Source organism: Microbacterium invictum, assembly GCF_014197265.1.
GTDB classification, from domain to species: domain Bacteria; phylum Actinomycetota; class Actinomycetes; order Actinomycetales; family Microbacteriaceae; genus Microbacterium; species Microbacterium invictum.
The window spans coordinates 1028875-1052692 of record NZ_JACIFH010000001.1 but is presented as its reverse complement, the minus strand read 5'-3'; the positions used below and the strand labels follow the sequence as shown (position 1 = coordinate 1052692).

Below are 23818 nucleotides of genomic sequence, written 5' to 3'. Positions count from 1 at the left end.
CTCAGAGATGTCGGTAGACGTCCTCGAGGGTGAGTCCCTTCGCGACCATCAGCACCTGCAGGTGGTACAGGAGCTGCGAGATCTCCTCAGAGGTCTCCGCGTCGGACTGGTACTCGGCCGCCATCCAGACCTCGGCGGCCTCCTCGACGATCTTCTTGCCGATCGCGTGCACGCCGCGGTCGAGCTGCGCGACGGTGCCGGAACCTTCCGGGCGCGCAGCGGCGATGGCGGTGAGCTCAGCGAACAGCCCGTCGAACGTCTTCACCCTGACAGGCTACCGGTCCGATGCGGGGGTGGATGCCGGAACCCGTGCTCAGTGGTGGTGTGCGGCCTGAGAGCGCAGCGCGTTGATGGCCTGCGCGGGGTCCTCCGCGCCGAATACGGCCGAGCCCGCGACGAACGTGTCGGCGCCGGCCTCCGCGGCCTGGGCGATCGTCGACCCGCTGATGCCGCCGTCGACCTGCAGCCACACCTGCGATCCGCGCCGCCGGGTCTCGGCCGACAGCCGGGCGAGCTTGGGCATCATGTCGGCCATGAACCCCTGGCCGCCGAAACCCGGCTCGACGGTCATCACGAGGATCTGGTCGAACTCGTCGAGCACCTCGAACAGGCTCTCGACGTCGGTGCCCGGCTTGACCGCGACGCCCGCCCGGGCGCCGATCGCCCGCAGCCGGCGTGCGAGCGCGACCGGCTCTGTCGCCGCCTCGAGGTGGAACGTCACCGACGCGGCGCCGATCTCGGCGTAGCCGGGCGCCCACCGGTCGGGGTCGTCGATCATGAGGTGCACATCCAGCGGCACGGGGCTCGTCGCCTGGATGCGCTCGACCATCTGCGGGCCGAAGGTCAGGTTGGGCACGAAATGGTTGTCCATCACATCCACGTGCACGAAGTCGGCGGTCGCGATGCGCGCCAGCTCGGCCTGCATGTTGACGAAGTCGGCGGCGAGGATGCTGGGGTTGATGCGGGGGGTGTCGGCCACGGCATCCACCCTATCGACGGGGCGAGTGCCGTCCGCTCAGCGGCGCTGCAGCAGGGAGATGGACATCGCGTCGGTGCCGTGACGGTGCGGCCACAGCTGGGCGCGGCCCGAGCCGTCGGCGGGCGCGGGCAGGTCGAGCGGCGACCCGGCGATGGATGCCAGGACCGCACGCGCGTCCAGCTCGGTCACCTCGTCGCCGAAGCGGCGCCGCATCTCGCTCACGATCCCGGCCGTCTCGGCCAGGTGCGGCGAGCACGTCACGTACGCCACGATGCCGCCGGGCGCGAGCGCCTCGAACGCCGCTGTGAGCAGCTCCCCCTGCAGCTCGGTCAGGTCGGGCAGGTCGGCCGGGCTCTTGCGCCAGCGCGCTTCGGGACGGCGTCGCAGAGCGCCCAGACCGGTGCACGGCGCATCCACCAGGATGCGGTCGTAGGTGTGCGCACCGGCGCGGACGCGGCCGTCCTCCTCGGACACCGGCACCTCGAGCGGGACGCCCTTCACCGAGGTCCGGACGAGCCCGGCGCGCACCGGGGACACCTCGTTCGCCTCGAGGATCGCACCGTGCGCGAGCGCCTCGGCCGCCAGCACCGCCGTCTTTCCGCCCGGTCCGGCGCACAGGTCGAGCCAGCGCTCGCCGCCGGCCACCGGCCGCGCGCGGGTGAGCGCCAGTGCGGCCAGCTGCGAGCCCTCGTCCTGCACGCGGATGCGCCCGCCTGCGGCCGTGATGACCTGCTCGGGGTCGCCGCCGGCCAGCCGGAAGCCGATCGGCGAGTAGGGCGTGCGCTCCGCATCGGCGGGTGCCTCCGCGAGCCCCGGCAGCGCCGCGAGGGTCACCGACGGCGAGGCGTTGTCGGCCGCGAGGAGCGCTTCGAGCTCCTCGGGGCGGCCTTCGGCGGCCAGCGCACGGCGCACGGCGCGGATGACCCACACCGGGTGTGCGTAGCGCAGGCCCAGCCGCTCGTCGTCGGAGCGGGCGGCCGACTCGACGCGCTCGAGCCACTCGTCGGCGGACCGCTCGCTGATGCGTCGCAGGACCGCGTTCGCGAACCCGGTCGCGCGCTTGCCGGCGGCGCTGCGGACGAGTTCGACGGTCTCGTGCACGGCGGCGTGCGGCGCCACGCGGGTCGCCAGCAGCTGGTGGGCGCCCAGGCGCAGCGCATCGCGCACCGGCGGGTCGATGTCGTCTATCGAGCGCCCGGCGGCATCCTCGATGATCGCGTCGTAGGTGCCCTGGCGGCGCAGGGTGCCGTAGGTGAGCTCGGTGGCCAGCCCCGCGTCGGCGCTGGTGAGTCCCGCCGCCCGCAGCTCGCGCGGCAGCTGGAGGTTCGCGTAGGCGCCCGATTCGTGGACGGCACGGATCACGTCGAAGGCGACCAGGCGGGCGGGGTTCATGCCATGCCCTGGGAGGTCATGGCGTCGACCCGCACGTCGTCGGTGCGCAGGCCGCGCCACCAGTCGGCGGCGGCCATCGGCCCCTTGCCGGCCGGCTGCACGGTCGTCAGCAGCACGGTGCCGTCCGCAGTTCCCACGACCACGTCGCGGCCGCTCAGGGTGAGTTCGCCGGCGGCGAGTGCGAGGTCGGGTCCGCGGTGCGCGGCGAGGACCTTCAGCCGCTGCCCGCCGATGGACGTGTGGGCGCCGGGTTCGGGTGTCGTGCCGCGGAAGCGGTCGAGGACGGCGTCGGCGGATGCCGTGAAGTCGAGCAGCCCGTCGGCGATGGACAGCTTCGGGGCCAGGGTCGGCTCCCCCGCCTGCGGAGCGGCGACGGCGCTCCCGGCGGCGATGGCGTCGACGACATCCACGAGCAGGGCGGCACCGGCATCCGCGAGATCGGTCAGCACGTCTCCTGCCGTGGCGCCCCGCGGCACGTCGTAGCGGACTTCGCCGAACACGTCCCCGGCGTCCAGCGCCGGCACCAGCTGGAAGACGCTCGCGCCGGTCACCCGGTCACCGGCGATGAGCGCGTGCTGCACGGGGGCGGCCCCGCGCCAGGCCGGCAGCAGCGAGAAGTGCAGGTTGATCCAGCCGTGCTGCGGGAGCGACAGCAGCGGCTCGCGCACGAGCCCGCCGTAGGCGACGATGACGCCGAGGTCGGGTCGCAGCGCGTCGATCGCGGCGGTCGCGTCGGCGTCGAGGCGATCGGCCTTCACCGTCTGCAGGCCGAGCTCTTCGGCGACGGCGGCCACCGGCGAAGGGGTCAGCACGCGCTTGCGTCCGAGCGGCGCGTCGCGGCGGGTGACCGCGCCGACGAGTTCGTGCGACGAGGCGGCCAGGGCCCGCAGCGAGGGAACGGCCGGGGCGGGGGTCCCGGCGAAGACGATGCGCATGGGACTCCTCACAGATCGAGCTCGGGCACGTCGAGCCGCACCCTGAGTGTAGTGCGGGGTGCGCCGGTCTTCGGCCGGCGACGACCGCGGATCGCCTCGGCGACGACCGCCGCGCGCAGGGTGTCGGCGACCCGTCTCCCCTGCCCGTACTCGAACCGCACGAGTGCTCTCACCCCGTCTTCGACCGGCACAGGTCCCAGGACCGCCGCCGCCGGCAGCCCGGGCACATCCTCGCGCAGCTGGGCGAGTGTGGCGTCGACGACGGATGCCGGGCCGGTGACCGCGGCGACCCGCACGACCGGCGGCATGAGCAGGGGGCTCCGATCGGCCAGCTCGGCGCGCGCGTACGCGTCATGCGTCCACGTCGCGAGGGCGCGGGCCACCGGCCCCGAGACGCCCACGAGGTGGACCGGCGCGCCGGGGGCGGCAAGGGCGGCGGCGTTCGACCACCAGCGCAGGCACGACTCGCCCACGCGCAGCTGCTCGGCCATCAGCATGCGGTCGGCGTCGAGCAGGATCACCGCGCGGTACCCGCCGACGGCGGCGGGCTCGGCGCCGCGGGTGGCGATCACCAGGGCCGGCTTGGCGTCGACGCGCTCGACGGGGTGATCGCCGTCGGCGATGATCACCCGTGTGTTCGGGAAGGCGCGCCCGAGCTCGTCCGCGGTGCGCTCGCTGCCCGACGACGCCATGCGCAGCCGCGTGGACCGGCAGTTCTCGCACGACCAGCTCGGCGCCGAGCGCCCGCACCATGTGCAGTCCGGCACGGCACCGGCGCGGCGGGCCCGCAGCGGGCCGCCGCAGTGCGTGCATCGGGCCGGCGTGCGGCAGTCCGCGCACACGAGCACGGGCGCATACCCCGGACGCGCCACCTGGACGAGGACCGGTCCTTCGGCCAGGGCCTCACGGGCGGCGGCGAACGCGGCAGACGGCACCCGCTGCCCGCGGGATTCACCCTCCCGCGTGGCCGAGAGGATGACGCGGGGGCTCGCGCGGCGCGCGGCGGGCACCTCGCGCACCCAGCCGAGCTGGACGAGTCGTTCCACGTCGGTGGTGCGGGTGTGCCCGGCGAAGATGAGCGCGCTGCCCTCGAGCTCCTGGCGGATCAGGGCCGCATCGCGGGCATGGATGCCGGGGCTCAGCGGCTCGGCCAGCAGCGGGTCGCCGTCGTCCCACACCACGACCGCTCCGACGTCTCGGGCAGGCGCGTATACCGTCGAGCGGTTGCCCACGACGATCGCCGGCGCGGGGTTCAGCAGCCGCAGGTACCCGCCGTAGCGCTCGGGCCCGGAGCGCCGGGCGTCGTCGCGCAGCACGGTGTCCGCCGGCGCGCGCCCCTCCAGCGCCGCGAGGACCTGATCCTCGTCGCGCTGGTCGGGGACGACCAGCAGGGTGCTGCGTCCGGATGCCAGCATCGAGACCGCGAGGGCGGCGAGCAGCTCGGCCCACGCACCCACCACCCGTTCCACGGCGGGCCGGGGCAGGGCGTCGATCGCCAGCCGCTCCCCCGCGGCGATCGCCTCGGCGAGCCCCGGATAGACGTTCAGGATACCGTCGGCCCACGCCGCGGACTGCGCATCGACCACGGGCGCAGGCGGCTCGGGCGCGGCCAGCCACGCCTTCTCGGCGCGCACCATGCGCTTGGGGATCGCCAGGCGCAGGACGTCACCGGCCGATCCTGCGGCCCGGTCGGCGGCCTTCCGGGCCAGGGCGTACAGCTCGGGTGTCAGCGCCGCGACGGTCGAGACCACGGCATCCAGCTCGGACAGCGGCCGCTCCGGCGCCTCGATCTCGCCCCGCTCGACCAGCCAGCCCTCGACGACGCGCCCGGCACTGCGCAGCGGCACCTTGACGCGCACGCCCGGGTGCGCCTCGCCGGCCAGCCCGGCCGGGATCGCGTAGTCGAACAGGCGATCCAGCTGCGGCAGCGGCGAGTCGATGAGGACGCGGGCGACGGTCGTCACAGCACGTCCGGTCAGAGGCCGGCGGCCGTGCGGAGCTCCTCGACGCGGTCGGTGCGCTCCCACGTGAACCCGGGCAGCTCGCGGCCGAAGTGCCCGTAGGCGGCGGTGGCGGCGTAGATGGGCCGGATCAGGTCGAGGTCGCGGATGATCGCCTGCGGGCGCAGGTCGAACACGTCGCGGATCGCGGCGGTGATCTGCTCGTCGGAGACATGCCCGGTGCCGAAGCTCTCGACGTACAGGCCCACCGGCGCCGCGCGGCCGATCGCGTACGCGACCTGCACCTCGAGCCGGTCGGCGAGCCCCGCCGCGACGGCGTTTTTGGCGACCCAGCGCATGGCGTAGGCGGCCGAGCGGTCGACCTTCGACGGGTCCTTCCCGCTGAACGCTCCCCCGCCGTGCCGCGCCGCGCCGCCGTACGTGTCGATGATGATCTTGCGGCCGGTGAGCCCGGCGTCGCCCTTGGGCCCGCCGGTGACGAAGGGGCCGGCCGGGTTGATGACGTAGTTCACGTTCGACACGTCCAGGCCGGTCTGCGCGAGCACGGGGTCGATGACCTCGGCCTGCACGGCGGCGCGCAGGGCCGGGACGGAGATGTCGGGGTTGTGCTGCGTCGACAGCACGACGGTGTCGACCGTACGGGGCACGGCCCCGTCGTAGCCGAGCGTGACCTGGGTCTTGCCGTCGGGGCGCAGGAACCCGAGCGCACCGCTGCGGCGCGCCTCGGTGAGGCGCTCGGCGAGGCGGTGGGCCGTCCAGATCGCCATCGGCATGAGCTGCGGCGTCTCGGTCGTCGCGTAGCCGAACATGATGCCCTGGTCGCCGGCGCCGAGTGCGTCGACCGGGTCGACCGAGCCGCCCTCGCGATGCTCGAGGGCCGTGTCGACGCCCTGGGCGATGTCGCTGGACTGCTCGCCGATCGACACGGTCACTCCGCACGAGTCGCCGTCGAAGCCGGTCTCGCTCGAGGTGTACCCGATGTGGTTGACGACACGGCGCACGATGCCGGGGATGTCGACGTACCCGTCGGTGCGGACCTCGCCCGCGACGTGCACGAGTCCGGTGGTCACGAGCGTCTCCACGGCGACGCGGCTGCCCGGGTCGGCCGCGAGCAGCGCGTCGAGGATGCTGTCGGAGATCTGATCGCAGATCTTGTCGGGGTGCCCCTCGGTGACGGATTCGGAGGTGAACAGGCGCAGCTCGGTCATCGTGGCTCCAGACGAGGTGCCGGCGGGCCCGGGAAGCGGGCGCGGCGGGCACGGACAGGACGGACGGGGGTATGAACCATCATGCCCGCGGCCCCCGACAGACGGGGACGCGCGGGCATGTCGACGCCATACGACGTCATGGTCTCACTCGACGGGGCGCAGGCGCAGCTTGTCCTCGTGGATCTCGTGCAGCGCGATCGTCAGCGGCTTGTCCTCGACGTTCGAGTCCACGAGCGGGCCGACGTTGTCGAACAGGTTGCCCTCGTGCAGGTCGGAGTAGTAGTCGTTGATCTGACGCGCACGCTTCGATGCGTAGATCACGAGCTGGTACTTCGAGTCGACCTTCTCGAGCAGTGCGTCGATGGGCGGGTCGATGATGCCCTTGTCGCGATTGGCCATAGGGGACCTCCTGGATCGGATGGCGGTGGGAAAGCTCGCAGCGCGGTGATACCGCGGCATCCGACCAGTCTACCGGACGTCGTGCTCAGCGACTGAGAAGCTGCCGCTTCGAGCTGATGACTCCGGTGTCGAAGCCAGCCAGCCGCAGTCCGCCGTGGAAGCGGGCGTGCTCGATCTTGATGCACCGGTCCATGACGACCGACAACCCGGCATCCTCGGCGATCGTCGCGGCCTCTTCGTTCCACGAGCCCAGTTGCAGCCACAGCGTCTTGGCGCCGACCTCGATCGCCTCCCGCGCGACCCGCGGCAGGTCGTCGTGCTTGCGGAACACGTCGACGATGTCGGGCACGACGGGCAGGTCCGCCAGTGACGCGTACGCCGGACGGCCGAGGATCTCGGTCGCCCGCGGGTTGACGAAGTACACGTCGTAGTTCGAGCTGCTGAGCAGATACGTCGCCACGAAGTAGCTCGCCCGAGCCGGGTTGTCCGAGGCGCCGACGATCGCGATCGAGTGCGCGGCGCGCAGCAGCGAGAGGCGATCCTGTGCGCCGGGGCCCACCCACGTGCGCTCCGGATGAGCCGATGCGGGGGCGCCCGGCAGTGCGCACGCGGCACCGTCCGCCACGGGCGCGGGGATCTCGCACGATGCGCCGGTGGTGATGTCGGTCATCGCTGGACTCCCGTCGCCTGGGTGATGGCCTGGTCGAGGTCCCAGAGGATGTCCTCGGGGTCTTCGAGCCCGACCGAGATGCGGATGAGGTCGGCGGGGACACCGGCTGCGGCGAGCTGCTCGGGGGCGAGCTGCTGATGGGTGGTGGACGCCGGGTGGATCACGAGCGTGCGGGCGTCGCCGATGTTCGCGAGGTGCGAGGCGAGCTGAAGGGACTCGATGACCTGCTCCCCCGTACGCCGGGCCGCGCGGAGCCGCTCGTCGTCCGAGACGAAGTCGCCGGTCGGCTTCACGCCGAAGGCGAAGACCGAGCCGGGACCCAGCGGGAAGTACTTCAGGGCGCGGTCGTGGTGCGGGTGGTCGGGCAGTCCCGCCCAGCTCACGAACGAGACGCGGGGGTCGGAGTGAAGCCACTCGGCCACGATCTTCGCGTTGGCCAGGTGCGCGTCGATGCGCTGCGGCAGCGTCTCGACGCCCTGCAGCAGCAGGAAGGCCGACTGCGGGCTCAGCGCCGGGCCGATGTCGCGCAGCTGCTCGGTGCGGAGCTTGGTGAGGAAGCCGTATTCGCCGAAGTTGTCCCACCAGCGGATGCCGCCGTAGCTGGCGACCGGCTCGGTCATCGTCGGGAAGGTGCCGTTTCCCCAGTCGAACGTGCCCTTCTCGATCACGACGCCGCCGAGGGTGGTGCCGTGGCCGCCGAGGAACTTGGTGACCGAGTGGATGACGATGTCGGCCCCGTGGTCGAGGGGGCGCGACAGGTACGGCGTGGAGAGGGTCGAGTCGACGATGAGCGGGATGGATGCCGCGTGCGCGACCTCCGCGAGCCCTTCGATGTCGGCGATCTCGCCGGACGGGTTGCCGATCCCCTCGACGTACAGCGCCTTGGTCTCGGGACGGATGGCGGCGGCGAAGTCGGCCGGATCGCTGGAGGCGACGAACGTCGTCTCCACGCCGAAGCGGCGGAGGGTGACGTCCAGCTGCGTCACGGTGCCGCCGTACAGCTGCGCGGATGCCACGATGTGGTCGCCCGCGCCCACGAGGGCGGCGAAGGTGATGAACTCGGCGCTCATGCCGGAGGCGGTGGCGACCGCACCGATGCCGCCCTCGAGCGAGGCGAGGCGCTCCTCGAGCGCGGCGACGGTCGGGTTGCCGATGCGCGAGTAGATGTTGCCGTACTTCTGCAGCGCGAACAGGTTCGCGGCATCCTTCGCATCGTCGAAGACGAACGACGAGGTCTGGTAGATCGGCACGGCACGCGCGCCGGTGGCGGCGTCGGGTGTTCCCCCGGCATGCAGGGCGCGGGTGCGGAACCCGAAGCGGTGTTCTTCCGTCATGTCTGCTTTCGGCTTGGCGGTTCGGTCAGTGGGCGGCCAGGACCGCGGCGATGTCGTCGATCGCCCACGGGTTCTGCAGGGAGGTGGTGTCGCCGAGCGGCGCAGGCTCGCGGCCGGCGCGACGCTCTTGCTCAGCCTCCCACAGCTGGGAGAGCAGGCGGCGCAGGATCTTGCCCGATCGGGTCTTGGGCAGCTCCGGCACGAGATGGATGTGCGCGGGCTTCGCGATCGGACCGATCTCGCGCGCGACTTGTGCGCGCAGAGCGTCGCGCTCGATGTCGGCGTGGCCGGACGCCACCACGAATGCGGCGACGGCGTGGCCGGTGACCGGATCGGGCACCCCGGTGGCGCCCGCTTCGGCGACGCTGTCGTGGGCGACCAGGGCCGATTCGATCTCGATGGTCGAGAGACGGTGCCCCGAGACGTTGACGACGTCGTCGAGGCGACCGAGGATCCAGATGCAGCCGTCGGCATCGACAGTGGCGCCGTCGCCGGCGACGTAGTACGCGCCGTGCTCGCCGTGGCCCGCGTAGGGCGACCAGTACGAGTCGCGGTAGCGCTCGGGATCGCCCCACACGGTGCGGGCCATGCCGGGCCAGGGGCGGCGGACCACGAGGGTCCCGGAGCGGCCCGGTTCCACGGGTTCTCCGTCGGTGTCCACCACGGCGACGTCGATGCCGGGCAGCGGTACGGTGGCCGAACCGGGCTTGAGGGTCGTGACGCCGGGCAGGGGCGCGATCATGGCCGCACCGGTCTCGGACTGCCACCACGTGTCCACCACGGGCACCGCGTCGCGGCCGAAGGCGCGGCGGAACCACACCCACGCCTCGGGGTTGATGGCTTCGCCGACGGTGCCCAGCAGCCGGATCGACGACACGTCGTGACCGGCGGGGAGGTCGGTGCCGAACCACGCCATGAACGACCGGATGAGGGTCGGTGCGGTGTAGTAGACGGTGACGCCGTAGCGTTCGATGATCTCGAGATGGCGCTCACGATGCGGGGTGTCGGGCGTGCCCTCGTAGATGACCTGCGTGAGGCCGTTCGACAGCGGACCGTAGATCTCGTACGTGTGCGCCGTGACCCAGGCGAGGTCGGCGGTGCACCAGTGCACATCGTCGGGCTTCGCGTCGAAGTGCGCCCAGTGCGCCCAGCTGGCGTGGGTCAGGTATCCGCCAGAGGTGTGCACGAGGCCTTTGGGTCTGCCGGTGGTTCCCGAGGTGTAGATGATGAACAGCGGGTGCTCGGAGTCGAAGGCTTCGGCGGTGTGGTGGATGGATGCCGTGTCGACGACGTCATGCCACCACACGTCCCGGCCCGGCGTCCAGGCGACGTCGTCGCCGGTGCGACGCACCACGAGGACGTGCTCGAGGTGGTCGAGGCCTTCGACCGCCTGGTCGGCGGCGGTCTTGACCTCCACGGCCTGGCCCCGGCGGAACTGGCCGTCGGTGGTCACGAGCAGCTTCGCGCGGGTGTCGGCCACCCGGAACCGCAGCGCTTCGGCCGAGAACCCGCCGAACACGAGCGAGTGCACGGCGCCGATGCGGGCGCACGCGAGCGCGATGACGACGGTCTCGATGAGCACCGGCAGATACACGACGACGCGGTCACCCGGCTCGATGCCGAGGGCCAGCAGGCCGTTCGCGGCCTGTGAGACACGGCGCTGGAGGTCCGCATAGGTGATGGCGACACGGTCGCCCCGCTCCCCCTCGAAGTGCAGCGCGACCTTGTCGCCGCGGCCGGCCACGACGTGACGGTCGACGCAGTTGTAGGAGACGTTGAGCGTGCCGCCGACGAACCAGCGCGCGGCGGGGACGGACAGCTCGCCGTCGGCGCCGGGCAGCGGCGGCTCCCATTCGTGGGCGGTGTGCCAGGGTTCGGCCCACTCGAGCCGGCGGGCGGCATCCTCCCAGAACGCGGCCGGGTCGGCAGCGGCCCGTTCGTAGACGTCCGCGGTGACGTTCGCCTGCGCCGTGAACGCCGCCGTCGGCGGGTACACGCGGGTCTCGACCAGCCGGAGTTCAGCGGCGGCCAGGGTTGTCGTCATGTCAGGACCACTTCTTCAGCAGACGCCGGTGCACCAGGCTCACGATCGCGTCCGAGATGGTGCCGAGCACGGCGAGCAGCACGATGGCCAGCAGGAGCCGGTCCACGCGTCCGGTGTTCGACGATTCGGTCAGGATGAAGCCGAGGCCCATGGAGGCACCGAGCAGCTCCGCGGCCACCAGGAACAGCCAGGCCTGAGCCAGGGCGAGCCGCAGGCCCGAGACCATCGCCGGGATGACGGCGGGCAGCTGCACGGTGCGGAACAGGTTCCAGCCGCGGAGGCTGAACGAGCGCCCCATCTCGACCAGCTGCGGGTCGACGTGCCGCAGCCCGGATGCCACGGTCGTGAACACCGGGAAGAAGGCGCCGATCGCGATCAGGGTGACCTTCGACTCTTCGCCGATCTGCATCCACAGGATCAGCAGCGGCACCAGCGCGAGCGACGGGATGGCCCGGAACGCGGCCAGGATCGGGCTCAGCAGCACGTCGCCGACTCGCGTCAGGCCCACGAACGCGGCCACGGTCAGACCGATGAGCGAGCCGATCGCGAATCCGATCAGGACGCGCTGCACCGAGATCGCCACGTGGATCCACAGTTCGCCGCGCTCGATGAGGTCGACCGCGGCGGCGAAGACCGAGGCGGGCGGGGCCAGCCGGTAGGTGGGGATCAGCCCCGTCGTGGTGACGGCCTGCCAGGCCGCCAGCACTGCCAGCGGCACGAGCGCGCCGCCGATGATGCGCACCCATGTGCGGTCCCAGAACGACGTGCTCTTCGGCCGCGAGGCAGGGGTCCCGGCCGGCTGTTCCTCAGAAGGTACCGCCGACCCGGTGAGGTACTCCTGCCCCGCGAGGGTCACTGCCCGCTCACCGCCTGCTCGGCGAAGGTCGGGTTGATGATGGTCTCGAGTGCCTCGTTGACGGCATCCTCACCGCCGGCGACATCGCCCGATTCGATGATCACCGGCGCGATGATCTCGAGCACGGCGAGCTGGTCTGCCCCGGGGACGCCGCTGACATCGAGGTTCGAACGCTCCTGGATGACCTTCGTCGCGACCTCGAGGTCGATCTCGGCGGCGTCGGCGAGCAGAGCCGCTGTCTCGTCGAGGTTCTCCAGAGCCCACGTGCGCGCCTGCTCGTAGGCGTCCACGACGACCTGGGCGACGTCGGCGTGCTCGGTGATGAACTCCTCGGTCGCGTTCAGGAAGCCGTAGGTGTTGAAGTCGACGTTGCGGTAGATCAGCTGCGCGCCCGCGTCGACCTCAGCAGCGGCCATGATCGGGTCCAGGCCCGACCAGGCGTCGACCGAGCCGCCGGCCAGGGCGCTCCAGCCGTCGGCGTGCTGCAGGTTCTGCAGTTCGACGTCGTCGATCGTGAGGCCGGCGGTGGCCAGTGACTGCAGCAGGAAGAAGTACGGGTCGGTGCCGACGGTGGCGGCGACCGGCTTTCCGGCGAGGTCGGCGACGGAGGTGATCTCGCTGCCTTCGGGTACGACGATGGCCGACCACTCGGGCTGGGAGTAGATGTCGATGACCTGGATGGGCGAACCGTTGGCGCGGGCGAGCAGCGCCGCCGAGCCGGCGGTCGAGCCGACGTCGATCGATCCCGAGCGCAGCAGCTCGTTGGCCTTGTTGGAGCCGGCCGACTGCACCCACTCGACCTTGACGCTGTCGCCCAGCGCCTCTTCGATGATGCCCTGCTCCTTGAGGATGATGCTGAGCGGGTTGTAGGTGGCCCAGTCGATGGACAGGGTGGTCGTCGACCATTCGCCGTTCGAGGTGTCGCCGTCGCCGGGTGCGGCATCGGCGTTCTCGCCGGCGACGCAGCCGGTCGCCAGGAGCGTGAGCGTGCCGGCGACGGCGAGGGCGGGGAGGGTGCGGCGGAAGGTGCGGTTCATCAGGTGCTCTCTCGGGTGGGTTGCTGTGTCAGTGCGAGTGGTGGGTATCGACGCCGAGGCCCTCGAGCAGTTCGGCACGCAGACGGGCGAGCTCGGCATCGGCGCGGTCGCGGGGCCGGTCGCCCGGCACGACGATGGTGCGGGCGATCGAGGCTGCTGCGGGCTCATCGGCATCGAGCGCCCGCAGCAGCAGGACGCGGTCGGCGAGGTAGAGCGCCTCTTCGACATCGTGGGTGACCAGCAGCACCGTGGTGGGCTGGGCGGCGTGGACATCGAGCAGGAGGTCCTGCATGCGCAGGCGGGTCAGGGCGTCGAGCGCGCCGAAGGGCTCGTCGAGCAGCAGCACCTCGGGGTTGCGGGCCAGAGCGCGGGCGAGAGAGGCACGCTGCGCCATGCCGCCGGAGACCTCGCGGGGACGCAGCTCGGCGGCGTGGTCGAGACCCACCAGCTCCAGGAGCTGAGCGATCCGGTCCTTGCCGGCACGCTGCTTCGTCCCACGACGCAGGCCGAGCTGGACGTTCTGGGCGAGGGTGCGCCAGGGCAGCAGTCGGGGCTCCTGGAATGCGACAGCGGTGCGCTCATCGGTGTCGGTGACCTGCGAGCCGCCCACCTGGATCGTGCCCGCGGTGGGGCGGTCGAGGCCGCCGATGAGGCGCAGCAGCGTCGACTTGCCGCAGCCGGAGGGTCCGACGATCGCGACGATCTCGCCCTTGGCCACAGTGAGGTCGACGGCACGCAGCACCTGGTTCCGGCCGGTCGGCGAGTCGAACGCGCGCCCGACACCGTCGGCGTGAACGGCGACATCGGCCACCGTCGCCGAGGCGCGCGCGGGCGCGAGCAGTGTGCTGGACATGTCTTCATCGTGGCGGGCGGACCGTCGATGACGAAGTCAGCCGTAATGAACCGAAACGCCGGGTTCGCGCCGTAGACGTGAGATCAGATCCCGCCCGACGGCTGTCCCACCCGGCGTCTCAGCTCTTCGATCACCTGCTGCCGCCCATGCTTGGATGAGGGCCATGAGTGACGACGTCGAGGTGCGCCGGCTGGCGGAGGCGGAGATCGAGCGGATCGAAGCCGACGAACCGCCCGGCCAGGGTTTTGTGCGCGCCATGTGGGAGCAGCAGCAGAGCGGATACAGCGTGCTCTTGGTGGCCTGGGAGGGCGACCGCTGCGTGGGTTCTGGGCAACTGGTATCGACTTCCCATGCCGAGCTGAAGAACCTGAACGTCGTTGCGACGCATCGGGGTCTCGGCGTGGGCAGCGCGCTCATCGCCGCCGCCGAAGCGCGTGTCGCCGGCGGTGGTCAGCTGGCCGTGGGGGTCGCTGAGGACAATCCCCGCGCTCGCGCGCTGTATGAGCGCCTCGGGTATGTCGGCACGGGCGAACTGTCGACCGTCACGTATGAGTACGTCGACGCGGACGGCGTCCGCCGCACCGCGACCGAGGTCGACGAGACGCTCGTCAAGGTCATTCGACGACCGTGATCAGTGTGCGAGCGCGGCCACCTCGGCGGCGGCGCGGGCCACATCGTCGTTGACCACGTGGTGGTCGAATTCGCCTTGTGAGGCAAGCTCGCGGCGTGCGGTCTTCAGACGCCGCGTACGCTCTTCCTCGCCCTCGGTGCCGCGGCCGACGAGGCGCTGCACGAGCTCGTCCCAGCTCGGCGGCAGCAGGAAGACGAGGTTCGCGTCCGGCGCCGCCTCACGCACCTGGCGCGCACCCTGGAGGTCGATCTCGAGCAGCACGGTGCGGCCCTCGGCGAGGGCGCTCTCGATCGGCGCCTTCGGCGTGCCGTAGCGGAAGGCGTTGTGCACCGTGGCGTGCTCGAGCAGCTCGCCGCTCGAGATGAGCCGGTCGAACTCCGCATCGTCGACGAAGAAGTAGTGCTCGCCGTCGACTTCACCGGGGCGCGGCGCACGCGTGGTGGCCGACACCGACAGCAGGATCTCGGGGTGGTGCGCCTTGATGTGCGCGGCGACGGTGCCCTTGCCGACGGCCGTCGGGCCCGCCAGCACGATCAGGTTGCTGCGCGCATCGCGGGGCGCGGGTTCTGGCCAGCGCTCGTCGAGGAACCGGCGCAGGACGACCCGCTGGCGCACGCCCAAACCGCCCAGGCGCTTGACCGGTGAGATCTCGAGGGATGCCAGGATGCGGTCGCGCTTGCCCTCGCCGACGGCCGGAATCGCGGTGAGGAACTCGGTGATCCGCATCGCCCCGGCCGGCGACTCGGGATGCGACTGGGCGCGACGCAGAAGCTCCTGCGGGGTGATGACCCGCGTCGTCACATCGCGTTTGAGCGCGGCACGCTCCCGCCGTGCGGCGACCGCGCGCCTGGATGCGGCGACGCGATCGACCTCGGGCGGACGCTGTCCCTCAGCCATGGATGCCCTCCTGGAGCTCTCTGTTGTGTGCGTCGATGGCGGCGACCAGCCCGCCGGGGCCGGCGCCGAGAATGCTGCGGCTCGCAGATGCCAGGACCTGGGGCGCGAGATCGCCGAACAGCGCGCCGAGGTCGGCCAGGCGCGCGCCTTGGGCCCCGAACCCCGGTGCGAGGATCGGGGCGTCCCGCAGGGCGTCGTCGGTGAGCCCGACCTGTGCGCGGTCGACGGTGGCGCCCACGACGAAGCCGATCGGGCCGAGCCCGTCACCGGCGGCGGGCGACGAGTTCGCCCAGGCCAGGCCGTGCGCGACCCAGTCGGCGACCGACTGCCCGCGCTGGGCGTCGGCGACCGTCACTTCGGCGGACTGCACGCCGAGGGCTTCCGGGTTCGAGGTCGCGGCGAGCACGAACAAGCCCTTGCCGGACCGTACCGCCGCGCTGACGATGCCGCGCAGCGAGCCGGGACCGAGGTAGGGGCTCACGGTCACGGCATCCGACTCCAGCGGAGAGCCGGCGGCGAGCCACGCCTCGGCGTAGCCGTCCATGGTCGAGCCGATGTCGCCGCGCTTGGCGTCGGCGAGCACCAGGAGCCCGGCGGCCCGGGCGGCGGCGATGACCTCTTCGAGGGCGGCGAAGCCGGCCGAGCCGAAGCGCTCGAAGAACGCCACCTGCGGCTTGACCACCGGGACGCGCCCGGCCGCGGCGCCGACGACGCGCAGCCCGAATTCGCGGGCACCGGATGCCGTGGCATCCAGCCCCCACTCAGTCAGCAGCCCGGCGTGCGGGTCGATCCCCACGCACAGCTGCCCCGAGGCGTCCATGGCCGCGCGCAGGCGCGTGCCGAATCCCGTCATCCCGCGGCCTTCCGGTCTTCGGCATACTCCTGCAGGCTCCGGACGCGGAATCCTTCGCGCAGCACCGGCAGCGACGTGACCGCGGCGCCGAGCACGGCCATCGTGGTGAACAGCGCCTTGTCCGCGGCGACGGCGGCCGCGCGGATCTCGTAACCGTCGGCGCGTGCGATGCCGCCCGAGGGGGTGTTCACGACGATGTCGATCTCGCCGGCGTTGATGAGGTCGATGACGTTGCGCTCCCCCGACTGCTGCGTGTCGGAGAACTTGCGCACGATCTCGACGCGGATGCCGTTGCGCGCGAGGATCTCGGCGGTGCCCTCGGTCGCGGTCAGCCGGAAGCCGAGTTCCTGCAGCCGGTGGGCGGGCAGGATCACCGCGCGCTTGTCGTCGTCGGCCACCGAGAGGAACACGGTGCCCGACGTAGGCATGCCGCCGTACGCGGCTGCCTGGCTCTTCGCGAACGCCGTCGGGAAGTCGCGGTCGATGCCCATGACCTCGCCGGTCGAGCGCATCTCGGGGCCGAGCACCGAGTCGACGGTGTGGCCGTCGGCCGTGCGGAACCGCTTGAACGGCAGCACGGCCTCCTTGACGGCGACCGGGGAATCCAGCGGCACCCGCGAGCCGTCCTGTGCGGGCAGCAGCCCCTCGTCCTTCAGCTCGGCGATGGTGCTGCCGGTCATGATGCGGCTGGCCGCCTTCGCCAGCGGGATGCCGAGCGCCTTCGACACGAACGGCACCGTGCGACTTGCGCGGGGGTTCGCCTCGATGACGTAGAGAACCCCCGCCGACACCGCGAACTGCACGTTCAGCAGTCCACGGACGCCGACGCCCTCCGCGATCGCGTGCGTGGCGACGCGGACCCGGTCGATCTCGGTGCGGCCGAGCGACATGGGCGGGAGGGTGCACGATGAGTCGCCGGAGTGGATGCCGGCCTCTTCGAGGTGCTCCATGACGCCGCCGATGTATAGCTCCTGGCCGTCGAAGAGCGCGTCGACGTCGATCTCCACGGCGTCGTCGAGGAAGCGGTCCACCAGCAGCGGAGCCCCCTCGCCGATGATGGCCTGGTCGGCGACGCGCACGAAGTAGTCGCGCAGGCTGTCGGTGTCGTAGACGATCTCCATGCCACGGCCACCGAGCACGAAGCTGGGGCGCACGAGAACCGGGTAGCCGATCTCCTCGGCTATGACGATCGCGCCGGCCTCGTCGGTGGCCGTGCCGCTGCGCGGGGCCAGGAGCCCCGCCCGCTCGAGCAGCCGCGAGAACTGCTCGCGCTCCTCGGCCAGGTCGATCGCGGCCGGCTGAGTGCCCAGGATCGCGTAGCCCGCAGCCTCGATGCCCTTGGCCAGGCCCAGCGGCGTCTGGCCGCCGAGCTGGCAGATGACGCCGAGGATCTCGCCGGAGGCGGCCTCGGCGTGCAGCACCTCGAGGACGTCCTCGAGGGTCAGCGGCTCGAAGTACAGCCGGTCGCTGGTGTCGTAGTCGGTCGACACGGTCTCGGGGTTGCAGTTGACCATGACGGTCTCATAGCCGGCATCCGACAGCGCGAACGACGCGTGCACGCACGAGTAGTCGAACTCGACGCCCTGCCCGATGCGGTTGGGCCCCGACCCGATGATGACGACCTTCTGCCGGTCTGAGGGGGTCACCTCGGTCTCGGCGTCGTAGGACGAGTAGTGGTACGGCGTGAGCGCCGGGAACTCGCCCGCGCAGGTGTCGACCGTCTTGTAGACGGGACGGATGCCGAGGGCATGACGGATGCCGCGGATCTCGGCCTCGGTGCCGCCGCGCAGCTGGGCGAGCTGGGCATCGCTGAAGCCGTGCTCCTTCGCGAGGCGCAGCGTCGCGGCATCCAGCTCGGGGGCTGCGGCGACGAACGCGGCGACCTCGTTGATCAGCACGATCTGGTCGAGGAACCACGGGTCGATCGCGGTCGCGTCGAACGCCTCGGCGACAGTCGCACCCTTGCGCAGCGCCTGCTGCAGCACCACGATGCGGCCGTCGGTCGGTGTCTTGGCGATCTCGAGCAGCTCCGCGGCCGTGCGGTCCTCGTCGCCCCAGTGGAAGCTCGAGCCGCGCTTCTCGAGGGAGCGCAGCGCCTTCTGCAGCGCGGTCGCGTAGTTGCGGCCGATCGCCATCGCCTCGCCGACCGACTTCATGGTGGTCGTGAGGGTCGTGTCGGCGGCGGGGAACTTCTCGAAGTTGAACCGCGGCACCTTGACGACGACGTAGTCCAGGGTCGGCTCGAAACTGGCCGGGGTGACCTTGGTGATGTCGTTCGGGATCTCGTCGAGGCGGTAGCCGATCGCGAGCTTGGCGGCGATCTTCGCGATCGGGAAGCCGGTCGCCTTGCTGGCGAGGGCCGACGAGCGCGAGACGCGCGGGTTCATCTCGATGACGATGATGCGGCCGGTGGCGGGGTCGACGGCGAACTGGATGTTGCAGCCGCCGGTGTCCACGCCCACGGCGCGGATGATGTCGATGCCGATGTCGCGCAGCTTCTGGTACTCGCGGTCGGTGAGGGTGAGCGCGGGTGCGACGGTGATCGAGTCGCCGGTGTGCACCCCGACCGGGTCGACGTTCTCGATGGAGCAGACCACGACCGTGTTGTCGGACGTGTCGCGCATGAGCTCGAGCTCGTACTCCTTCCAGCCGAGGATGGACTCCTCCAGGAGCACCTCGGTCGTCGGCGAGTCGCGCAGTCCGGCACCGGCGATGCGGCGCAGGTCGTTCTCGTCGTACGCGAAGCCCGAGCCGAGTCCGCCCATCGTGAACGACGGGCGCACCACGAGCGGGTAACCGAGCTCGGCGGCACCGGCGAGTACCTCGTCCATCGTGTGGCAGATGCGGCTGTCGGCGACGTCCGCGCCGGAGTCGATCACGAGCTGCTTGAAGATCTGACGGTCCTCGCCCTTGTTGATCGCCTCGAAGTTCGCGCCGATCAGCTCGACGTCGTACTTGGCGAGGATCCCGTGATTGTGCAGGTCGATCGCCGCGTTCAGGGCGGTCTGACCGCCCAGGGTCGGCAGGATGGCGTCGGGCTTCTCCTTCGCGATGATCGTCTCGATGACCTGCCAGGTGATCGGCTCGATGTAGGTCGCATCGGCGAAGTCCGGGTCGGTCATGATGGTCGCCGGGTTGGAGTTGACGAGGATGACGCGCACGCCCTCTTCGCGCAGCACGCGGCAGGCCTGGGTGCCGGAGTAGTCGAACTCGCAGGCCTGACCGATGACGATCGGCCCGGAGCCGATGACGAGGACGCTGGTGATGTCGTCGCGCTTGGGCATTACTTCCCCTCCGCCTTTGCGGCGATGGTCGTCACGACGAGGTCGCGGAAACGGTCGAACAGGTAGTTGGCGTCGTGGGGTCCCGCTGCGGCCTCGGGGTGGTACTGCACCGAGAATGCCGGGAGGTCGAGGGCGCGCAGGCCCTCCACGACGTTGTCGTTGAGGCCGACGTGGCTGACTTCGACGCGGCCGTAGCCGGCCGGGCTGTCGACGGTGCCCTCGGTGGGCGCGTCGACGGCGAAGCCGTGGTTGTGCGCCGTGATCTCGACGCGGCCGGTCTGCTTGTCGAGCACCGGCTGGTTGATGCCGCGGTGGCCGAAGGGCAGCTTGTAGGTGCCGAAGCCGAGGGCACGGCCCAGCAGCTGGTTGCCGAAGCAGATGCCGAAGAACGGCAGCTTCTCGTCGAGCACCGAGCGCAGCAGCGCCACGTGGTCGTCGCTGGCGGCGGGGTCGCCGGGACCGTTCGAGTAGAAGACCCCGACCGGGTCGAGGGCTCGGATGTCGTCGATGGTGGCATCCTGCGGCAGGACGTGCACGTCGAACCCGCGGGCGGCGAGATTGTCGACGGTCGCCTTCTTGACGCCCAGGTCGAGGACGGCCAGGCTGCCGATCCGCTCCCCCGTCGCCGGGGTCACCTCGGCCTGGGCGACCGACACCTGGGCCGACAGATTCTGCCCGGCCATCTGCGGCGCCTCGCGGACGATGCGCAGCTGCTCCTCGGGGTCGAGGCCGGCCGCCTCGCCCGAGAACACGCCGCCGCGCATCGAGCCCGCCGAGCGCAGTACGCGGGTCACGGCGCGCGTGTCGATGCCGCTGATGCCGACGATGCCGTCGCGGGTCAGGGCGTCGTCGAGCGACTCCTCCGAGCGCCAGTTCGACACGATGCGGGAGGGGTCGCGGACGATGTAGCCGGCGACCCAGATGCGGCGCGACTCGACGTCCTCGGAGTTCATGCCGGTGTTGCCGATGTGCGGCGCGGTCTGCAGCACGATCTGGCCGGCGTAGGACGGGTCGGTGAGCGTCTCCTGGTAGCCGGTCATGCCGGTGGCGAAGACGACTTCGCCGAGCGTGGTGCCGCGTGCGCCGTAGGCGCGTCCGGTGTGGCGGCTGCCGTCCTCGAGGACGAGGACAGCGGGATCGAGAGTGAAGGTCATGCGTCGGTTCCCGTCGGTGTGGTCTCGGGGGCAGAAATGGGGAGGATGCCGGTGATCGCATCGGCCAGGGCGCGGGCCGAGTCGTCCTGCGGCCGCAGATAGGAGTCCACGAGCTGGTCGCCGGCGGGCCAGGTGAGGCGCACCAGGCCGTCCTTCTCGACGACGCGGTCGATCGCGACGGTCGCCTGGGCGACACCGCGGATCTGCGTCGCGGGCAGGAACATGCGCGGCTGGCCGGTGAGGTCGAGCGCCACCCCGATGTCGGTGACGGTGATCGCCACGCGGGAGCGGAACGCGAGCCCGCGGACGGCGAGACGCTCGAGCGGCTCGCCATGACGGGTGGTGGCGACGTAGAAGCCCGCGAAGACCGCCGTCGTGGTCGCGCCCTCCGGGAGCTCCGCGAACGGTGCCGGCAGGCCGCTGTCCCGGCGTCGTCGTCGCAGCCACGCCCAGATCCCCAGCCCGATCAGCACCACGGTGAGGGCGATGAAGATGAGCAGAAGGACTTCGCGGGTCATGCGCGCGCCTCCTCGGCGATGCGGGCGTCGGCGACGGTCGGGCGACCGCCGAAGAATGTCCAGCGCACCTCACCCGGCAGCTCACGGCCGAGGTAGGGCGAGTTCTGGCTGCGCCCGCGCAGGTCGTCGCGCGAGAACGTGCGGACCGGCGCCGGGTCGTAGAGGGTGAGGGATGCCGGAGCGCCCACCTCGAGCGGGGTTCCGGCGCGTTCGAGCCGGCCGATGCGGGCGGGGGCGGCCGACATGACCCGGGCCACGTCGTCCCAGCCGATGAGGCCGGTGTCGACCATCGCCTGCTGGACGACGCGGAGCGCCGACTCGAGGCCCACCATGCCGTTCGCCGCCGCCTGCCACTCGCACGACTTCGCCTCGGCCGGATGCGGGGCGTGGTCGGTGGCGACGATGTCGATCGTGCCGTCGGCGAGCCCCTCGCGGACCGCGAGGACGTCCTCGTCGCGGCGCAGCGGCGGGTTGACCTTGAACCGGGGGTCGTACCCGCGCACGAGCTCCTCGGTGAGCAGCAGATGGTGGGGGGTGACCTCTGCGGTGACGTTCACGCCGCGCTTCTTGGCCCACCGGATGATGTCGACCGACCCGGCGGTGGACAGGTGGCAGACATGCAGCCGGGAGCCGACGTGCTCGGCGAGCAGCACGTCGCGGGCGATGATCGACTCCTCGGCGACGGCGGGCCAGCCGGCCAGGCCCAGCTCGGCCGACACGGTGCCCTCGTTCATCTGGGCGCCCTCGGTGAGCCGGGGGTCCTGCGCGTGCTGGGCGATGACGCCGTCGAATGCCTTCACGTACTCGAGGGCCCGGCGCATGATGAGCGGGTCGAAGACGCAGAAGCCGTCGTCGCTGAAGACCCGCACGCGGGCGCGGGACGACGCCATGGCGCCGAGTTCGGCCAGACGCTCGCCCTTCTGCCCGACGGTGACCGCGCCGATGGGCTGCACGTGGACGTATCCGGCGGCCTCGCCCAGCGCGAGCTCCTGCTCGACGACCCCGGCCGTGTCGGCCACCGGCGAGGTGTTGGGCATCGCGAACACGGTGGTGTAGCCGCCGGCGGCGGCGGCGCGTGAGCCGCTGAGGATCGTCTCGGATGCCTCGTAGCCGGGTTCGCGCAGGTGCGTGTGCAGGTCGACGAGACCGGGCAGCGCGATCAGTCCGTCGGCGTCGACGACCGTCGCGCCGGTCCGGGTCAGGCCGCTGCCCGTCTCGGAGATGCGGCCGTCTTCGAGGAGGAGATCGGCAGTGACTCCGGAGGCGAGCTGTGCACCGCGGATGAGGATGGCCTGTGTCATCGTGCTTCTTCCTCTGCGTTGCTCGTGTCGCGTTCGCCTGCCAGCAGCAGGTACAGGGCCGCCATGCGCACCGACACGCCGTTCGCGACCTGCTCGAGCACGGTCGACCGCGGGGAATCGGCGGCGTCGGCGGAGATCTCCAACCCGCGGTTCATCGGCCCGGGGTGCAGGACAATGCTACCGTCCGGAAGCGCCGCCATCCGCCCGGCATCCAGACCCCAGCGACGTGAATACTCCCGTTCAGTGGGGAAATAGGCGGCATTCATGCGTTCCAGCTGGATGCGGAGCATCATGATCGCGTCGGGACCGGCCGAGATCGCCTCGTCCAGGTCGTAGGTCACCTGCACCGGCCAGGCCGACACGTCCTGCGGAACCAGGGTCGGCGGGGCCACCAGCGTGACGCGCGCGCCCAGTGTCGTCAGCAGCCAGACGTTGGAGCGCGCGACCCGCGAGTGCAGCACGTCGCCCACGATGGTGACGCGCACGCCGGTCAGGTCGCGGCCGCGGCTGTCATCGGCGAACAGGCGCCGGCGGATCGTGAAGGCGTCCAGGAGGGCCTGTGTGGGGTGCTCGTGCGTGCCGTCGCCGGCATTGAGGACGCCGGCCGAGATCCATCCGCTCGTGGCGAGCGTGTGCGGAGCGCCGGAGGCACCGTGGCGGATGACCACGGCGTCGGCCCCCATCGCCTGCAGAGTCTGCGCGGTGTCCTGCAGTGACTCGCCCTTCGAGACCGACGAGCCCTTGGCGGAGAAGTTGATCACATCGGCCGACAGTCGCTTGGCGGCCGCCTCGAACGAGATGCGGGTGCGGGTGGAATCTTCGAAGAACAGGTTGACGACCGTCTTGCCGCGCAGCGTCGGCAGCTTCTTGACCTCGCGGCTCTGCGTGTCGCGCATGTCCTCGGCGACGTCGAGGATGCGCAGGGCGTCCTCCCGTGCGAGGGTCTTGGTGTCGAGCAGGTGCCTCATGATGCGATCGTCACCTCCTCGACGCCGTCGACCTCGGCGAGGTGGACGTTGACGCGTTCGTCGCGGGCGCTGGGCAGGTTCTTGCCGACGAAGTCGGGCCGGATCGGCAGTTCGCGGTGGCCGCGGTCGACGAGTATCGCAAGACGCACCGCCGCGGGGCGGCCGATGTCCTGCAGCGCGTCGAGCGCCGCCCGGATGGACCGTCCCGAGAACAGGACGTCGTCGACGAGCACGACGGTCTTGCCGTCGATGCCGTCCGGCGGGATCTGCGTCGGGCGCGGCGTGCGGGTGGGGTTTCGGTGCAGGTCGTCGCGGTACATCGTCACGTCGAGTGCGCCGACGGGAACCGGATCCCCCGCGATGTCGCCGATCAGCGCAGCGATGCGCTCCGCGAGGGTGACGCCGCGGGTCGGGATGCCGAGGACGACCAGGTTCTCGGGGCCCTTGTTGGACTCGAGGATCTCGTGCGAGATCCGAGTCAGGGCCCGGGCTATGTCGGCACTGTGCAGAACGACACGGGGCAGCGCGGTGCGCGTGCTCATCC

At 71.4% G+C, this 23818-nt stretch carries 22 protein-coding genes; 1 reads left to right on the top strand and 21 read right to left on the bottom strand.

Going from position 1 to position 23818, the window contains the following annotated elements:
• Position 1: 1 nt before the first annotated feature.
• From BKA10_RS05095 to BKA10_RS05035, 13 genes are all read right to left on the bottom strand, one after another.
• The gene (locus tag BKA10_RS05095) at positions 2-265 is read right to left on the bottom strand and encodes a phosphoribosyl-ATP diphosphatase (RefSeq protein WP_183498894.1); all 264 of its coding nucleotides are present in this window, start codon (positions 263-265) and stop codon (positions 2-4) included.
• Between the two features lie 48 nt (positions 266-313).
• Complete coding sequence (rpe, locus tag BKA10_RS05090) at positions 314-979, bottom strand: ribulose-phosphate 3-epimerase (protein WP_183498893.1); 666 nt, start codon at positions 977-979, stop codon at positions 314-316.
• 36 nt (positions 980-1015) lie between these two features.
• On the bottom strand, positions 1016-2371 hold the full coding sequence (locus tag BKA10_RS05085; protein ID WP_183498892.1) for an RsmB/NOP family class I SAM-dependent RNA methyltransferase: 1356 nt from the start codon (positions 2369-2371) through the stop codon (positions 1016-1018).
• A complete protein-coding gene (gene fmt / locus BKA10_RS05080) occupies positions 2368-3306 on the bottom strand; it encodes a methionyl-tRNA formyltransferase (protein WP_183498891.1) in 939 nt (312 codons plus the stop codon). Before fmt ends, BKA10_RS05085 begins: the two co-directional genes overlap by 4 nt.
• Positions 3307-3314: 8 nt before the next feature.
• Positions 3315-5270, bottom strand: a complete 1956-nt coding sequence (locus tag BKA10_RS05075) for a primosomal protein N' family DNA-binding protein (protein WP_183498890.1) — start codon at positions 5268-5270, stop codon at positions 3315-3317.
• Between the two features lie 11 nt (positions 5271-5281).
• Positions 5282-6475 carry a methionine adenosyltransferase gene (gene metK, locus BKA10_RS05070; RefSeq protein WP_183498889.1) on the bottom strand — a complete coding sequence of 398 codons (1194 nt, stop codon included), beginning with the start codon at positions 6473-6475 and terminating at the stop codon, positions 5282-5284.
• A gap of 144 nt (positions 6476-6619) precedes the next feature.
• Positions 6620-6874 carry a DNA-directed RNA polymerase subunit omega gene (rpoZ, locus tag BKA10_RS05065; RefSeq protein WP_183498888.1) on the bottom strand — a complete coding sequence of 85 codons (255 nt, stop codon included), beginning with the start codon at positions 6872-6874 and terminating at the stop codon, positions 6620-6622.
• An 85-nt stretch (positions 6875-6959) separates the two neighbouring features.
• Positions 6960-7544 carry a CoA-binding protein gene (locus tag BKA10_RS05060; protein WP_183498887.1) on the bottom strand — a complete coding sequence of 195 codons (585 nt, stop codon included), beginning with the start codon at positions 7542-7544 and terminating at the stop codon, positions 6960-6962.
• Positions 7541-8878: an O-acetylhomoserine aminocarboxypropyltransferase/cysteine synthase family protein gene (locus BKA10_RS05055; protein WP_183498886.1), complete on the bottom strand. Its 1338-nt coding sequence runs from the start codon at positions 8876-8878 to the stop codon at positions 7541-7543. Before BKA10_RS05055 ends, BKA10_RS05060 begins: the two co-directional genes overlap by 4 nt.
• A 25-nt stretch (positions 8879-8903) precedes the next feature.
• Positions 8904-10922: an acetate--CoA ligase gene (gene acs / locus BKA10_RS05050; protein WP_183498885.1), complete on the bottom strand. Its 2019-nt coding sequence runs from the start codon at positions 10920-10922 to the stop codon at positions 8904-8906.
• Position 10923: 1 nt separating this feature from the next.
• Positions 10924-11778: an ABC transporter permease subunit gene (locus BKA10_RS05045; protein ID WP_183498884.1), complete on the bottom strand. Its 855-nt coding sequence runs from the start codon at positions 11776-11778 to the stop codon at positions 10924-10926.
• Positions 11775-12815 carry an aliphatic sulfonate ABC transporter substrate-binding protein gene (locus BKA10_RS05040; protein ID WP_183498883.1) on the bottom strand — a complete coding sequence of 347 codons (1041 nt, stop codon included), beginning with the start codon at positions 12813-12815 and terminating at the stop codon, positions 11775-11777. The genes BKA10_RS05045 and BKA10_RS05040 overlap by 4 nt, the downstream gene beginning before the upstream one ends.
• 28 nt (positions 12816-12843) lie before the next feature.
• Entirely contained in the window at positions 12844-13668 is an 825-nt protein-coding gene (locus BKA10_RS05035; RefSeq protein ID WP_183498882.1) for an ABC transporter ATP-binding protein, read from the bottom strand.
• 163 nt (positions 13669-13831) lie between these two features.
• Between BKA10_RS05035 and BKA10_RS05030 the strand changes: the two genes are divergently transcribed.
• Positions 13832-14299, top strand: a complete 468-nt coding sequence (locus BKA10_RS05030; RefSeq protein WP_183498881.1) for a GNAT family N-acetyltransferase — start codon at positions 13832-13834, stop codon at positions 14297-14299.
• Here BKA10_RS05030 and gmk read toward each other — a convergent pair whose 3' ends face one another.
• From gmk to pyrR, 8 genes are read right to left on the bottom strand one after another with little or no spacing between them, the layout of a single operon-like run.
• Positions 14300-15196 carry a guanylate kinase gene (gene gmk / locus BKA10_RS05025; RefSeq protein ID WP_183498880.1) on the bottom strand — a complete coding sequence of 299 codons (897 nt, stop codon included), beginning with the start codon at positions 15194-15196 and terminating at the stop codon, positions 14300-14302.
• Positions 15189-16049, bottom strand: a complete 861-nt coding sequence (gene pyrF / locus BKA10_RS05020; protein ID WP_183498879.1) for an orotidine-5'-phosphate decarboxylase — start codon at positions 16047-16049, stop codon at positions 15189-15191. The genes gmk and pyrF overlap by 8 nt, the downstream gene beginning before the upstream one ends.
• On the bottom strand, positions 16046-19333 hold the full coding sequence (gene carB / locus BKA10_RS05015) for a carbamoyl-phosphate synthase large subunit (RefSeq protein ID WP_183498878.1): 3288 nt from the start codon (positions 19331-19333) through the stop codon (positions 16046-16048). Before carB ends, pyrF begins: the two co-directional genes overlap by 4 nt.
• Positions 19333-20487 (bottom strand): glutamine-hydrolyzing carbamoyl-phosphate synthase small subunit, encoded by a 1155-nt coding sequence (gene carA, locus BKA10_RS05010; protein ID WP_183498877.1) that lies wholly within the window; start codon positions 20485-20487, stop codon positions 19333-19335. The genes carB and carA overlap by 1 nt, the downstream gene beginning before the upstream one ends.
• Positions 20484-21005: a PH-like domain-containing protein gene (locus tag BKA10_RS05005; RefSeq protein ID WP_183498876.1), complete on the bottom strand. Its 522-nt coding sequence runs from the start codon at positions 21003-21005 to the stop codon at positions 20484-20486. The genes carA and BKA10_RS05005 overlap by 4 nt, the downstream gene beginning before the upstream one ends.
• Complete coding sequence (locus BKA10_RS05000; protein WP_183498875.1) at positions 21002-22306, bottom strand: dihydroorotase; 1305 nt, start codon at positions 22304-22306, stop codon at positions 21002-21004. Before BKA10_RS05000 ends, BKA10_RS05005 begins: the two co-directional genes overlap by 4 nt.
• On the bottom strand, positions 22303-23274 hold the full coding sequence (locus tag BKA10_RS04995; RefSeq protein ID WP_183498874.1) for an aspartate carbamoyltransferase catalytic subunit: 972 nt from the start codon (positions 23272-23274) through the stop codon (positions 22303-22305). Before BKA10_RS04995 ends, BKA10_RS05000 begins: the two co-directional genes overlap by 4 nt.
• Entirely contained in the window at positions 23271-23816 is a 546-nt protein-coding gene (gene pyrR, locus BKA10_RS04990) for a bifunctional pyr operon transcriptional regulator/uracil phosphoribosyltransferase PyrR (RefSeq protein ID WP_183498873.1), read from the bottom strand. The genes BKA10_RS04995 and pyrR overlap by 4 nt, the downstream gene beginning before the upstream one ends.
• Positions 23817-23818: the final 2 nt, after the last annotated feature.